Here is a 13,306-nt window from a genome sequence, read left to right on the forward strand (position 1 = left end):
CGCGTCGATCGTGCGTGAGCGGTGCGCACATACGCGCCGCTCAGGCGCCCGCGTTCGGCCGCGCGAAACAAACGCCGGCGAAGGAAACTGCTGAAGAAACCTCGCGCCCGCCGTGGCGCCCGCGTCAGAAACTGCGCGACACGCCGAAGAACGCCTGGCCCACGCCATCGGTGTCCTCGGCGATCAACGGGCTGTCGCTGATCTCATCGGGCAACACCTGATAGGTCAGGTTGGCGATGAAGCGCCACTTCTCCGCGAACGGCTTGGCCAGGCTGACGCCCACATACGGAATGGTCACGCTGCCGGGGCGATAGCTGACCACGCCGCGCGCGACTTCTTCGTCCAAGGTGCCGTAGTAGTAGTTGGCCAGATCCTTGGACAGCATGCTCACGCCGACCGTGGGCGTGATCAGCAGGCCGGCGGTCTTCATCGGGTAGCGATAGCTCAGGTCGGCCTCGTAACCGCCGCTGACATCGGCGATGTCGCCCTTGAGTTCGAGCTGCACTTCGCCGGCCGAGCCGCGCCAGCTCGCCGACACGCCGGCGTCGACGCTGTCGTCGCGGTCTTCGAGCAAGTCGCGATTGATGCCGCGGCGGGCCAGCTCGCGCCGGCCGAAGTCGTTGGCGTCCATCGCGTCCAGACGGCCGGACAGGAACGCGTCGAGCACGAAGCTCTCGTTCTGGATCAGGTGATAGCCGGCGCTGATACCGCGGAAATAGAAACGCTCGCCCTCGTAGCCGAAGAACGGAACCGCGCGGGTGTGGTTGCCCTCGCCCGCGTACAGCTCGGTGCGGATTCCTCCGGCGACGCCGATGCTCCAGTTGGACGGCGCGACATCCGCGCGTTCCTCGCCCTCCTGCCGCACCTGGGCCGATACCGCGAACGGAAGCAGAAGCACGAACGGCGTTACGACGCGAACGAGGCGCATGGGGGACGTCCTGAAGTGGGGGGAGGAATGAACCAGTGCGACGGCGGCGGCTGCACTCCCGCGAAACTAGCGAGCGGGCTTTAAGAGTTCTTTAAAAAACCGCCGACTTGCTCGGCCATAAGTCCGGCAACGCGGCGCGGGTTTAGCGGCCGTTGTGGAAACTCCGGCGCGGATGCGCGACCACACCTTGGCGTATCCATCGGCCGTGATGCCGCACGCCGGAGCAATCGCGTCGTGGTGCCCGGTCTGGATCTGTGACGTCGTGTGCAATCGCAGCGATCGCATCACCGCGTCGCGATGATGCGGCGCGTCGTGACACGCCGTGCCTAGGCCTCGCCGGTCAGCATGTCGATCAAGGCGCGCGAGGCCGCCGACAGACGCCGATGCGGCGCGTAGATCAGCGAGAACGGCCGCGACCTTCCGCGCAGTTGCGGCAGCAGTTCGACCAGCACGCCGCGGCGCAGGCGTTCTTCGACGATGAAGTCGTAGCTCTGGCAGACGCCGGCGCCGTGCTCGGCCAGCGACACCACGCCGAGCACGTCTTCGGACACGCGCAGCGACGACGGCGGCGTCCAGTCGATATCGCGTTCGCCGTCGCGGAACAACCACGTCGCGATGCGGCCGGTGCTCGGCATCTCGAACGGCAGACAGGCGTGCTTGGACAGATCGTCGAGATCGCGCGGCAGGCCGGCGCGTTCGAGATACGAAGGTGAGGCGACGACACACAGCGCAGCGTCCTCGAGCTTGCGCGCGACCAGCCCGCTGTCGGGCAACGCGCCGAGCCGGATCGCCAGGTCGAAGCCTTCGGCGACCAGATCGACATTGCGATTGGCGATGTTGAGTTCGACCTGCACCCCCGGATAGCGCTGCAGATAGCGTTGCAACACCGCGGGCAAGCGGTAATGGCCGTAGGTGGTCGGCACGCTCAGGCGCACGCGTCCGCTGAGTTCGCCGTCCTGGCCCTGGATCGCGCGCTCGGCATCGTCGATCAGCGCGAACGCGGCGCGGGCGTGTTCCTGATACAGGCGCCCGGCCTCGGTCAGGCCCTGGCGCCGGGTCGTGCGCCGCAGCAGTTGCGTGCCCAGGCGGGTTTCCAGCCGCACGATCGCCCGGCTGATCACCGACGGCGTGGTCGACAGGGCCACCGCCGCCGCGGTCAACGAGCCGTGCTCGATCACCGCGATGAAGGCCTCCACGTCGCCCAGGTGGTCGAATCGACGGCTCATCTTTGCCTCCAAAGAACAAATTATTTGCTCTTGGCCGAGTTTATCGCCGCCAACGGGCGCAATACAGTGCCCGCTCACTCCCCGCAGGCCAAGACCATGAACCCGAATTCCGCCGCCTCGCTCAAACCTGTGCTGTTCGTGCTGACCAGCCACGCGCTCAAGGGCGCGACCGGCCAAGCGACCGGTTATTACCTCGGCGAAGTCACCCACCCGCTGGCCGAACTGGACGCCGCCGACATCGCGGTCGAGTTCGCCTCGATCCAGGGCGGCGAGCCGCCGGTTGACGGCCTGGATGTGGACGATGCGATCAACGCGCGCTACTGGAACGACGAGAGCTTCCGTCAGGCCGTGCGTACGACCTTGAAGTTGGACGACGCCGATGCGTCGCGTTACTCGGCGATCTTCTTCGCCGGCGGCCACGGCGCGATGTGGGACTTTCCGGAAAGTGCAGCAGCGCAACGGGTTACGCGCGAGATCTATGAGAACGGCGGCATCGTTGCGGCGGTGTGTCATGGACCGGCGGCGTTGGTGAACGTGACGTTGTCCAGCGGCGAATACTTAGTCGCCGGCAAACGCGTGAGCGCGTTCACCGACGACGAAGAGCGCGCGGTCGGTCTGGCCGACGAGGTGCCGTTTCTGCTCGCGAGCACGCTCAGCCAGCGCGGTGCGTTGCACCAGCCGGCGCCGGACTGGACCGCGAAGGTCGTGGTCGACGGCCGCCTGATCACCGGACAGAACCCGCAATCGGCCGGTGGCGTCGGCGCGGCCCTGCGCGACAGCCTGCTCGCGCGCGCTTCGGCGTGAACCTCGCATACCACATAGGAAACTTCCGATGAAAACCTTTCACGCCCTCGCCGCTTCGCTGGCGCTGATCCTCGCCGCCGGCAGCGCCCACGCCGGCCACGTGCTGGTGGTGCTGTCGGATGCCGACCAACTCGAGCTCAAGCACGGCAAGACATTCGCCACCGGCTTCTATCTCAACGAACTGATGCAGCCGGTCAAGCTGTTGCTCGACGCCGGCCATCAAGTCAGCTTCGCCACGCCGCTCGGCCGCGCGCCGACCCTGGACCGCGGCTCGGTCGATGCGATGTACTTCGGCGGCGACACGGTCGCATTGCAGACGCATCAGGCCCTGCTGGAAAAACTCGCGCTGACCTCGCCGGACACCTCGCCGGTGATGAGCCTGGCGCGGGTCGAGCAACTGGGTTACGACCGATTCGACGCGGTCTATGTCCCCGGCGGCCACGCGCCGATGCAGGATCTGCTCGATAGCCCCGCGCTGGGCCGGTTGCTGAGCGATTTCCACGCCAAGACCAAGACCACCGCGCTGGTCTGCCACGGCCCGATCGCGCTGCTGTCCACCTTGCCGCAGGCGCATCAGTTCAGCGCGCGACTGGCGCAGACCGGCAAGGCTGGCGCGCCGCCGAACTGGATCTACGCCGGCTATCAAGTCACCGTCATCAGCAACCAGGAAGAAACCATCGCCCAGCCGCAGCTCAAGGGCGGCGAGATGAAGTTTTATCCGCAGACCGCGCTGGAGCAGGCCGGCGTGCGCTATCGCAGCAACACCCAGCCGTGGACTTCGAACGTGGTGATCGATCGCGAATTGATCACCGGGCAAAATCCGGCGTCGGCGGTGGATGTGGCGAAGGAACTGCTGCGACGGCTCAAGTAGGCCGTCGTCGGGGTCGCGCCATCGCCCGATGGCGCGGCTGGTGTCGCGAGTACCGGGTGATCGTTGGCGGATGTCACACCCGCGCCAGGTCGTTCGTCGAACCGATAACGACCCGCGTTGCAAACGCCCACCACCCCGGAGCCACCGCCATGAACCACACGCCTCGCATGCACAACCCTGCCGTGATCCTGCCCGACACCATGAAGGCGCTGTGGGCGCTCAAAGCCTCGGTCGAGAACAAGGGCGTGGCCGAAGCCACCTTGATCCTGATCGAACTGCGCGCCAGCCAGATCAACGGCTGCGGCGTGTGCGTGGACATGCACGCGAAGATCGGCAAGCAGCACGGCGAAACCGACGAACGCCTGTTTGCGGTCGCGGCCTGGCGCGAAGCGCCCTACTTCAGCGACGCCGAGCGCGCCGCATTGGCGCTGACCGAAGCACTGACCCGGATCAACGACCGGCCCGAGCCGGTGTCCGACGCAATCTGGGCCGAGGCCGCGCGTCATTACAGCGACACCGCGCTGTCGGCGCTGATCGTCGCGATCGCCAACATCAACGTGTGGAATCGGTTGAATGTGGCGGTGCGGCAGCCGGTGGGGTCTTGGAAGGTTTGAGGGTTGTGGGGTGAACGCGAGAGCAAGAGCGAATCCCCAGCGCCGCTCGCTTCACCTGTATCGCAGCAACGACAGGCGCCCGCCCCCTTTTACAAAGTGGGCGATGATTTACGCGACGATCGATCAATACAGATCATCACCAACACATAACCCAGCAAACACGCTCAGGCCGTCGAACTGGACCGCACCCCCACCGCCGCAGCCATCGCCCCACCCGCGCCACGCACCGAAGCCGTCTCAATCGACGCACAAGATGACGCAGCACCCGCGTCCGCACCGAGATACGCCTGCACCACATCCACATCGTCATTCCCGATCGCATCGCGCAACAAGGTCTGCCCATCTTTCAGACTCGCATCCGGATCCAGCCCGGCCGCGAACAGCGCCTGCAGGCACGCGGACGAGCACGGCAACTTGAACTGACTCAAACGCCAAGCATTGGATAACAGGTTCGGCCGGCCGACCACGAGCGCGGCCAGCAGGCGGCCGAGGATCAACGCCGGCATCTGCTTGTCCGACACCGTGGCGTGGTTGCGATACGACTCCACGCAATCGAATTCAATCGTCGCGCGCGCGGACCGGACGCCGTGCGCCTCGCGCTCACGGCGGATGCGCTGCAGCGCCCAATGCTGGAACTCGGGCAACAGCACCAACGGATCGAACGCCCAACGCAGGTCGCGCGCTTCCAGGTAATCGGACAGGAACGCGAAGTCCTCATCGGCCTCGCGCGGCGATTTCAGCACCGCCTGCCATGCGCGTAGACGACCGCGCGCGGCGCGGTAGTGGCTGTCGGGAAACCAGTCGGCCTTCTCGTGAGCGCTCAACGGATGATCGCGCAGCGCGCGGTATGCATCCAGACGCCGACTGGCCTGTTCCAGGCTCGCCGCATCGGGCCGGTCTTCCAGCGCCAACAGCGCGGCGGCGACATTGCTCACCCGCAGCAGCGCCGGACGGATCGCGCCGGTCGCGGCGGGCGGCTGGGCCAGCAACTCGAAGGCGCTGGCCAACGCGCGGCCCAGCGTCCACGGATAACGGCTTCGGTCGCCGTCGGGCGCGCTCCACTGAATTGCATCGCCGACATGGCTGGCGATATACGCGTACAGCACCACCGGATCGCGCGGAAAACGCTTGAGTCCGTCGCCGGCGACGCGGCGGCGGTTGCGGTTGCTGGAATCGGGAACAAGTAGTTCGGCCCGCAATGCGGGCAGATCGTCGAGGGCACGGTCCGTCATGCGATCGAGTCCTTTCGGGGATGGACGTTTTAGTTCAGACGAACCGGCGCCGCATTTCCCGAACCCCTCGACTTAAGCGCGGTTACAAAAACTGAACGAGATAAACGCAAACGGCGACCACGAGGGCCGCCGTTTGCTGTGTTCCAGAGCGACGGCAATCCGAAGGCTGCCGTGCATTTCGTATCAAGCGATGCCGATCAACTCATCACCGCGCGCCGCGTTTCCTGCTGCTGTTGCGTCTCGGCCGGCGCGGGCTGGGCTTGCGCGGCGACCTGCGGCGGCGGCGACAACGCACGCGCTTCATCGACGAAGGCGCGACGGCTGCCCGGGTCGGCCAGGCCGCCCTGGACGATAAAGAAACCACCGCCGTCGCGGCCGGGCACCACGTGATCGATCCGATCCATGCCGTTGGCGCGCGCGTCCAATGCCGCATGGGTGGCGGCATTGCGATAGCCCTGCTCGCCGCGGAAATCCATCGCCTTGGCATCCATGCCGTGCAGGCCGCGCAGCGCCTGGTCGTACAGGCCGTGGTTCGGATGCGACGGATGCGACAACTGCGCCGTCGTCTGCGCCTCGCCGCGCGATCCCGCCGTCGCGGCGATGCCGACTTCGGCGTTGAAGTTGCCGCGCATGTCGGCACGCGTCGGATCGCTCGCGCTGATGCCGGTGCGGGCGGTTTCCGGCGACGCCATCTCCTGCGCCTTGATCACCGCGTCGATGTAGTGGATGTCGATGCCGTGCTTGATGCCGTTGCCCGGGATCATCCGCTTCCAGAACGACTGCGGGTCCGGATCGGGCAGCTCGATCTTGTGGCCGACCGCGTCGGGCATCGCCCACTTCAGCGGGATGCTGTGCTCCTGCAGCTCGGTCAGGATTTCGTTCTTGACCGAATAGCGGCGGATCTGGCCATTGTCCTTGACCTCGTCCTTGGCCGCGTCGGCATCGATGCCGAGCCGCTCCAGGGTCTTGTCGTGCACGCCGGAGGAATTGAAGGTCACCGCCGGAATGCCGCTGGCGATCGACGCCGCGCCGCCCAGGCCGCCGCCGAGCGAATGGCCGGTGATCACCACCTCGTCGCCGAACGCGACCTTGGCCTCGCGCGCCAGCGCGATCGCCTGGTTGTACTGCGCATCCTCGAAACCCAGGCCCTGGCGGAAATTGGTCAGCCAGTCCTTGCCTTCGTCGGTGCCCGAATAGGCCAGCACGTAATGGCCCTTGTCGTCGCCGTAGACCCGGGCGAGAAAGCCCGAATCCTTGTTTTCCAGCGTCGACGGATCGATGCCCGCGCCGCGCAACTGTTCGGCGCTGAGCGGCTTGAAGCCGTCGATGCCGGGGCCCTGATCGTAGAGGTCGTCCATGATCCGGGCGAGCGTCTTGTCGATCGGTTTGGCGTCCAGGCCGCGGACCTGATCCGCGAACGAAGGCTCGCCACTGGCGGGTGGGACGGACTGCTGGCTCATGCTTCGATCTCCCTGAATCCTTGGAATTCCTGCTCGCTTCGAAAATATCGCCGCGCCGGCCGCGCTGTCGCGGCGCGGCGCCTGCGCACTGTCAGCCTTCCACCGCGACGCCGTGTTCGCCCAGCCAGGCGATCAGCGCCTCGCGGTCCTGCCGCGTCGCCGGGTTCAACAGCTTGGCCGGGGTCATGAACAGATAACGCTGGAAGGTGACGTTCTGAGCGTTGCGCGCGCGCGCGTCGGCGCCGGCCTGCAACAGCGTCAACGCGTGATTGGGCTGATTGATCTTGCCGGCCACGTGCAACGCGGTGTTGCCCATGCGGTCGGCGTGATTGACGTCGGCGCCCGCGGCCAGCAGGCGCTTGAACTGCTCCGGCCGCTCGCCCATCAGCGCCGCGCTCAACGGCGTCGCGCCGGTGTGCGCATGCACGGTGTCCGGATCGGCGCCGTGCGCGAGCAACGCATCGAGATAGGCCGGATCGTTGGCCATCGCCGCCAGATGCACGACGGTGCTGCCGTCGATGCCCGGTTCGGCCGGATCGGCGCCCAGGTCGAGCAAGGCGTTCAAGCCGTCGAGACGTTTGTTGAGCACCGCCCATTCGAGCAAGGTGACGTTCTTGTCGCCGTGGCTGCGCAAATCCACGCCATCGGACAGACGCCGGATGTCGGCCACGTCGCCGTCGGCGACGGCTTCGGCCAGATCGGCCACCGCCGGATCGGCGAATACTTCATGAATATCTACCGCTGCCATTGTGGACTCCTCCTGAGCACCTGCTGGACTACCCCTAAGCCCGCCGGCAGGCGGGACGTGATGCGCACCCCGCCAATAGCGGGAGATCGAGCGACGCGCACGGTGCTTTCCCCTGCCGTAGTGACGAGCACATACGGTTCCGTACCGTGGCTTTGGGAGCCTAGCAAGAACCTGTCGGCACATGCCGTGCTCACTGGATGACGCCTGTCACAGTTCAGCTGCGTCGGCGGTCAAATTGGACGGACGGCAAGCTGAATGCGCGGCGGCGTCGCGGGTTTCACTGCGCCGACATCGCGCCTGTCGCTCGCGCATCAGCATCTCTGTCGAAGATGGCAGGCGTGCGGCGATGCGGCGAATGATCGCGTGCGCCGCGATCGGATTTCATTGCGCCCCATGTCGCCCGTCGCTGTCTGTCGCGGACGCGAGCGACTAGCGACGATGCGTGCGCTTGGCGGCCCGCCACGATGACGGGCGTCATGCATAGACCGTTGCACCTGACGTTGTGTGATGCCGCGTGCGGATGCCCGGTGTCAACGTGATGAAAAACGCACGGTCGAGCGTTTGACGCATACGGACGGATGTGCAGAAGAGTTGCAACCTTCACCGTCCAGCAATCGCACCGCCACGCCACGCGAACCCGCCCGCGTCGCCGCGAACGCTGCGTAGCACGCACGGCTCAGGAGAGTTTCATGCCCATGAATGTGGAAATCTCACAGGACCTCCTCAACCGTCTGCTGGTCGAAAGCATCGCCTCGCCCGATCTGAGCGACGACAAGCCGGCCGACCTGTCCAGCAATCTGCTCAGCCTGTCCTGCGTCTACACCAGCTGCCGCAACTGCCGCGAGTGACGCTGGCGTTCCTGTGCTCGATGCGGGCTGCACCGCGAGGGGCAGCCCGCTTGGCATCCGGCCTTCGACGATACCCCGATCCTTCCGCATCAATGCGATTCGATAGACCCGACGCGCGAGCGCTGTCTGGCAACGCAGCCTGCTGCTGGAACTGGCGATCGCGCGCCATCGCCGCAGCCTGCGCGGCGACACGCCGCGGCAACGCCACGAATACTTTCTCGACTGGATCGACAGCGCCGCGGGACGGCGTCAACTCGACGATCGCTATCGTCTGCTGAGCGACGATATCGATCTGGAAACGGTGTTGCAGCCGTGGATGACACGCGCCAAAGAAAAACGCTTGTTTTGAATCAAGGGCCCGCGCGCGCGTTCCTGACGCGGGCATGCGCCACATGGGACATCCCTGTCCCGATGGCGCACGGCGTGCATCCTGCACGCCGCCCTTCGGGTGCGCTGGTGCTAGCGCGAGTTACCAGCCTCGCAGCGCTGGATGAACTACGCTACTTCAAGCCCAAGCAACAGCAACAGCAACAGCAACAGCAATAATCATGAGCCGCGAATCCAAACCTCATCAACGCTCATAATCGGCCACACACGCCGACAACCGTTCCACCCCGCCCCACGCCTCGAACCGTCGCATCGCCGCCGGATCGATCCGCTCGGGGGTCATGAACGGCGCCGCGCGATCGCCACTGCCGGGAAAGATCAGCACCACCGCTTTCGGCACGGTCCACCCGCGCCCCGCGAACGGCGGCTTGCCGCGCACCTCCAGATAATTTTGCGGCGCCGCCTCGCGTCCGAGCAGGCGACCGTTCAAGGCGATCGACGCCTCGCCGAGTTGCCCCGACGGACCCGAATCGCCGATCACCGCGAATACCGGTCGCCCGCTGCCCGGCACCATCGCCACCGCGAGATCGCCGATCTTCGCCCGGCCGGCGAATGCCGACGGCCGTTTGGGAATCACCAGCGCCGGCGTGACCAATGCATCGACGTAGTTGGCGATATCGCAGGCATCGGCGACGACCGGCGCGTGCAAGGCCGTGGCCGATACCAGGAAACCGTCCACCGGCGGACACGGTTTGCCGTTGCGGAACGGAATGATCGACGGCGAAATTCTGGTCGCGCGCAATTGATCGGCCGGCCAGCCCGCGGCGGCGGCCTGCTGGGTGGCGATGCGGCGCGCGCGCAGTTGCGCGCTGGACAAGCCGGCGCAGCCGTCGCTCATCGCATTGCACAAGTTGTTGAGCGCATGCCGCTCGCCCCAGAAATCGTCGACGCTGTACGAACGCCGGGTGCCGTCGGTGTTGACGTTCAAGCCCTCGACGAACAACAGCGACGACGCGTTCGCATCGGCCCATACCGCGGTGCGTCCGCCGCGCGCGTTGCCGTCGGCCTGTTGAAACGACAAACGCATGTCGCACTGCGCGCCGCGCGCGGGCGCGACCGCCGACAGGTAGATTCCGATCAACGCCGCGAACGGCAGCCAGCGTTTGACGCCGAATGATGAATGCGCGGCCATGGCGCGCTCCTTGTGCCCAGACCTTGAGGAGAACGCCGGCGCGGGCTTGAGCCGGCCAAGTCTCGTTGACAGGCCATGCCGGTCGGGGTTCACTTCAAGATGCCGCACCTTCCAGCGGCACGGCCAAGGACGCACGCCCCATGCGCGGATCGATTCCAGCAAGATCGGTACTTGTGCTATCGCTATTGGCGCTCAACGCTTGCGCAGCGGTCGACGCCCGCTCGTCGACCGCCGATCCGAGCGAAGACACCGCGGCAACCACGACCCGCTACGAATTCGAATTCGATTGCCCGCCTTCCGGCAAGTTCCGCATCGCCGGCACGACCCAATGGGTGGACGATCACGGTTATCGCTCACAAGTGAGCGAACTGCGCATCGGCGCCAAGCCGCTCGCCAAACGCTGGATCGATGAGATCAACCGCCGCATTCCCGCCGAGGCCTACCAGGAACGTCCGTGGCTGACCTGCAGCGGCAGCGGCGCTTGGATCGAACTGCGTTTCGTCGATCGCGACGACGGCAGTATCGCGCGCTCGCCGCGTCTGAAATTCATCGTGCGTCGCGAAGGAACCGTAGAGTTTTTGGATTGATTCCAGCCATCGAATGCAAGGAGCCCGCCATGGCGAAGATCGGACAGAACAACACCAACCCGGACCTGGCCCAGACCGAGGAACTCGCCAAGGATCTGGCCAGGCAGATCGAGGCCAAGAAAGATCATGAAAAGGTCGAATACGTCGCCGTGGTGTACAAGGACGGCGACGAATTGAAAACCACGCAATTGTTCTCGAAGGGCAGCTACAACTCGGCGCCGCTGAGCGACGCCATCGCGGCGGCCGGCGGCAAGGACAAGGTGCTCGCCGTGGTGCATAACCACACGCAGAAAAATGTCGACATGCAGTTCGACAAATCCACCGCGCAGGCGATGGAACAATTGCCGTCATCGCGTCCCCACGACAAGAACAACCCCGCCGACTGGGATGCCGCGCAGACGGCGTTCGGCGATCGCACCGATGTGGCCTATTACCTGCTCGACCCCAAGGACAAGCTGCGCCGGTACGACTACGCCGATCGCGAACATTGGATCGACGAAGTACGGCCTGCGAACGCATTCGAGGCGGGGCGCGGAGGCAAGAACTACCACCCCGCCCCGGAAATGGATATGCAGCCGTCGCAGAAACCGGCGGCGCCGTCGACGACACCTGCACCGACGCCGGGCTCGGCCGATGCGGCGCCGTCGCTGTCCGATCCGCGCGCCGTGCGCCTGCACGACCAGTCGAATGCAGCGGTCGCTCAAATGGAGGCCGGACTGGGCATGGCCTGGAACGGCAACAGCGAACGCGTGGCCGCCTGCGTCGGCCGCCTGGCGTATCAACACGGCTTCGACGACATCGTCGCGGTCGCGCCCAATCGCGCCACCGCCGACCACGCCGCCGGCGAACTGATCTGCGTGCAAGGGCGCTCGACGAGTCCGGACCCTTACGCCAATCGCGCCGTCATCGCGACCGCCGAAGCCATGGCGACGCCGGTCGAGGAATCGCAGCGCCTGACTCAATCGCTGCAGAACGAAACCGCGCGGCAAAACCCGGCCGAACCTTCGCAGCAGGCTTCGATGTCTCGTTGACGACGCATCGCGTGCGGCGATCCGCGCGCAACAAAAAACCCCGCTTTCGCGGGGTTTTTCGTACCAACTATCGCGGCGAACTCAGGCCCACGGATCGCGCAGCACCATGGTGTGGTCGCGGTCCGGGCCGGTGGAGACGATCGCCAGCTGGCAGCCGGCCAGTTCTTCCAGCGCGCGCAGGTAGGCGCGCGCGGCCGGCGGCAGCTTGTCCCATTCGGTGATGCCGTGGGTGTTTTCGTCCCAGCCCGGGAATTCCAGGTACACCGGCGTGCATTCGTCCCAGCCGGCCGCGTCCAGCGGCGCGTATTCGGTGCGCTTGCCGCGGTATTCGTAGGCGATGCAGATCTTCAAGGTCTTCATGCCGTCGAGCACGTCGAGCTTGGTGATGCACAGGCCGGTGATGCCGTTGATCGCGACCGCGCGCTTGAGCGCGACGATGTCGATCCAGCCGCAACGGCGCGGACGGCCGGTGGTGGCGCCGTATTCCTGGCCGCGATCGCGGATGCCCTGGCCGATTTCGTCGTCGAGTTCGGTCGGGAACGGGCCGCCGCCGACGCGGGTGGCGTAGGCCTTGGCAATGCCGAGCACGTAGTCGATCGAATCCGCGCCCACGCCGGTGCCGGCGAGCGCGCCGCCGACGGTGGTGTTGGACGAAGTGACGTACGGATAGGTGCCGTGATCGATGTCGAGCAGCGAACCCTGCGCGCCTTCGAACAATACGCGCTTGCCCTGCTTGCGCAGGTCGTGGAGGATGCCGGCGACGTCGGACTTCATCGGCTCGACGTATTCGCCGAACGCCAGCGCTTCATCGAGCGTCTGCTGATAGTCCACGGCGTCGACGCCGAGGTACTTGGTCAGCACGAAGTTGTGATAGTCCAGCGCGCTGCGCAGCAGCTCGGCGAGCTGCGTCGGGTAATGCAGGTCGGCGACGCGGATGCCGCGACGCGCGACCTTGTCTTCGTAGGCCGGGCCAATGCCGCGGCCGGTGGTGCCGATGGCCTTGCCGGCGGCGGCCTTCTCGCGGGCCTGATCCAGCGCGATGTGGTACGGCATGATCAGCGGCGTGGCCGGGCTGATCTTCAGGCGCGAACGCACCTCGACGCCGGTTTCCTCGAGCTCGCCGATTTCCTTCTTGAGCGCGGCCGGGCTCAGCACCACGCCGTTGCCGATCAGGCACAGCGCGCCTTCGCGCAGGATGCCCGAGGGGATCAGGTGCAGCACGGTCTTCTTGCCGCCGATCACCAGGGTGTGGCCGGCGTTGTGGCCGCCCTGGAAACGCACCACCGCACCGATCCGCTCGGTCAGCAGGTCGACGATCTTGCCCTTGCCTTCATCGCCCCACTGGGCACCGAGAACGACGACTGACTGACCCATGAGTCCAAACTCCTGCGCTTGCTGTTGAAGCGGCGGTTGCCGCGAGGTCCGTCCGGTCCAGTCG

The 13,306-nt window shown here is 66.0% G+C and carries 13 protein-coding genes; 6 read left to right on the forward strand and 7 right to left on the reverse strand.

Translation table 11 applies throughout. From position 1 onward, the window contains the following. Positions 1–124 precede the first annotated feature (124 nt). Positions 125–928, reverse strand: coding sequence for a MipA/OmpV family protein (locus AC3A4T_RS02210; RefSeq protein ID WP_487673878.1), 804 nt, complete (start codon positions 926–928; stop codon positions 125–127). Between the two features lie 326 nt (positions 929–1,254). After that, positions 1,255–2,154 (reverse strand): LysR family transcriptional regulator, encoded by a 900-nt coding sequence (locus AC3A4T_RS02215; RefSeq protein ID WP_487673879.1) that lies wholly within the window; start codon positions 2,152–2,154, stop codon positions 1,255–1,257. Between the two features lie 96 nt (positions 2,155–2,250). Between AC3A4T_RS02215 and AC3A4T_RS02220 the strand changes: the two genes are divergently transcribed. The 3 genes from AC3A4T_RS02220 (at position 2,251) to AC3A4T_RS02230 (ending at position 4,443) form a co-directional block, all read left to right on the forward strand. Then, positions 2,251–2,958: a type 1 glutamine amidotransferase domain-containing protein gene (locus tag AC3A4T_RS02220; protein ID WP_487673880.1), complete on the forward strand. Its 708-nt coding sequence runs from the start codon at positions 2,251–2,253 to the stop codon at positions 2,956–2,958. A 28-nt stretch (positions 2,959–2,986) separates the two neighbouring features. After that, positions 2,987–3,829 carry a type 1 glutamine amidotransferase domain-containing protein gene (locus tag AC3A4T_RS02225; RefSeq protein ID WP_487673881.1) on the forward strand — a complete coding sequence of 281 codons (843 nt, stop codon included), beginning with the start codon at positions 2,987–2,989 and terminating at the stop codon, positions 3,827–3,829. A 149-nt stretch (positions 3,830–3,978) separates the two neighbouring features. Further along, the gene (locus AC3A4T_RS02230; RefSeq protein ID WP_487673882.1) at positions 3,979–4,443 is read left to right on the forward strand and encodes a carboxymuconolactone decarboxylase family protein; all 465 of its coding nucleotides are present in this window, start codon (positions 3,979–3,981) and stop codon (positions 4,441–4,443) included. Positions 4,444–4,607: 164 nt separating this feature from the next. Here the strand turns inward: AC3A4T_RS02230 and AC3A4T_RS02235 are convergent, their stop codons facing one another. The 3 genes from AC3A4T_RS02235 to AC3A4T_RS02245 all read right to left on the reverse strand — a co-directional run bounded on the left by AC3A4T_RS02235 (position 4,608) and on the right by AC3A4T_RS02245 (position 7,883). Beyond that, positions 4,608–5,675: a hypothetical protein gene (locus tag AC3A4T_RS02235; RefSeq protein ID WP_487673883.1), complete on the reverse strand. Its 1,068-nt coding sequence runs from the start codon at positions 5,673–5,675 to the stop codon at positions 4,608–4,610. Positions 5,676–5,872: 197 nt separating this feature from the next. Further along, positions 5,873–7,135 (reverse strand): Tle-like phospholipase domain-containing protein, encoded by a 1,263-nt coding sequence (locus AC3A4T_RS02240; protein ID WP_487673884.1) that lies wholly within the window; start codon positions 7,133–7,135, stop codon positions 5,873–5,875. Positions 7,136–7,226: 91 nt separating this feature from the next. Continuing rightward, entirely contained in the window at positions 7,227–7,883 is a 657-nt protein-coding gene (locus tag AC3A4T_RS02245; protein ID WP_487673885.1) for an ankyrin repeat domain-containing protein, read from the reverse strand. Positions 7,884–8,572: 689 nt separating this feature from the next. On the opposite strand from AC3A4T_RS02245, the gene AC3A4T_RS02250 reads away from it, so the two are divergent. Then, positions 8,573–8,731, forward strand: coding sequence for a hypothetical protein (locus tag AC3A4T_RS02250; protein ID WP_487673886.1), 159 nt, complete (start codon positions 8,573–8,575; stop codon positions 8,729–8,731). Positions 8,732–9,302: 571 nt separating this feature from the next. Here AC3A4T_RS02250 and AC3A4T_RS02255 read toward each other — a convergent pair. After that, positions 9,303–10,250, reverse strand: a complete 948-nt coding sequence (locus tag AC3A4T_RS02255) for a hypothetical protein (RefSeq protein ID WP_487673887.1) — start codon at positions 10,248–10,250, stop codon at positions 9,303–9,305. Between the two features lie 173 nt (positions 10,251–10,423). Between AC3A4T_RS02255 and AC3A4T_RS02260 the strand changes: the two genes are divergently transcribed. Next, complete coding sequence (locus tag AC3A4T_RS02260; protein ID WP_487673888.1) at positions 10,424–10,837, forward strand: hypothetical protein; 414 nt, start codon at positions 10,424–10,426, stop codon at positions 10,835–10,837. A 29-nt stretch (positions 10,838–10,866) separates the two neighbouring features. Next, the gene (locus tag AC3A4T_RS02265) at positions 10,867–11,868 is read left to right on the forward strand and encodes an XVIPCD domain-containing protein (protein ID WP_487673889.1); all 1,002 of its coding nucleotides are present in this window, start codon (positions 10,867–10,869) and stop codon (positions 11,866–11,868) included. 81 nt (positions 11,869–11,949) lie between these two features. Here AC3A4T_RS02265 and AC3A4T_RS02270 read toward each other — a convergent pair whose 3' ends face one another. Then, a complete protein-coding gene (locus tag AC3A4T_RS02270) occupies positions 11,950–13,242 on the reverse strand; it encodes an adenylosuccinate synthase (RefSeq protein WP_487673890.1) in 1,293 nt (430 codons plus the stop codon). Positions 13,243–13,306 lie beyond the last annotated feature (64 nt).

Source organism: Lysobacter sp. Soil_N_51 (genome assembly GCF_057655755.1).

Excerpts from the sequence above, each read along its gene's own strand:
- AC3A4T_RS02245 (WP_487673885.1), bottom strand. The coding sequence starts at position 7,883 with ATGGCAGCGGTAGATATTCATGAAGTATTCGCCGATCCGGCGGTGGCC.
- AC3A4T_RS02215 (WP_487673879.1), bottom strand. The coding sequence starts at position 2,154 with ATGAGCCGTCGATTCGACCACCTGGGCGACGTGGAGGCCTTCATCGCG.
- AC3A4T_RS02225 (WP_487673881.1), top strand. The coding sequence starts at position 2,987 with ATGAAAACCTTTCACGCCCTCGCCGCTTCGCTGGCGCTGATCCTCGCC.
- AC3A4T_RS02230 (WP_487673882.1), top strand. The coding sequence starts at position 3,979 with ATGAACCACACGCCTCGCATGCACAACCCTGCCGTGATCCTGCCCGAC.
- AC3A4T_RS02240 (WP_487673884.1), bottom strand. The coding sequence starts at position 7,135 with ATGAGCCAGCAGTCCGTCCCACCCGCCAGTGGCGAGCCTTCGTTCGCG.
- AC3A4T_RS02270 (WP_487673890.1), bottom strand. The coding sequence starts at position 13,242 with ATGGGTCAGTCAGTCGTCGTTCTCGGTGCCCAGTGGGGCGATGAAGGC.
- AC3A4T_RS02250 (WP_487673886.1), top strand. The coding sequence starts at position 8,573 with ATGCCCATGAATGTGGAAATCTCACAGGACCTCCTCAACCGTCTGCTG.
- AC3A4T_RS02210 (WP_487673878.1), bottom strand. The coding sequence starts at position 928 with ATGCGCCTCGTTCGCGTCGTAACGCCGTTCGTGCTTCTGCTTCCGTTC.
- AC3A4T_RS02220 (WP_487673880.1), top strand. The coding sequence starts at position 2,251 with ATGAACCCGAATTCCGCCGCCTCGCTCAAACCTGTGCTGTTCGTGCTG.
- AC3A4T_RS02255 (WP_487673887.1), bottom strand. The coding sequence starts at position 10,250 with ATGGCCGCGCATTCATCATTCGGCGTCAAACGCTGGCTGCCGTTCGCG.
- AC3A4T_RS02265 (WP_487673889.1), top strand. The coding sequence starts at position 10,867 with ATGGCGAAGATCGGACAGAACAACACCAACCCGGACCTGGCCCAGACC.
- AC3A4T_RS02235 (WP_487673883.1), bottom strand. The coding sequence starts at position 5,675 with ATGACGGACCGTGCCCTCGACGATCTGCCCGCATTGCGGGCCGAACTA.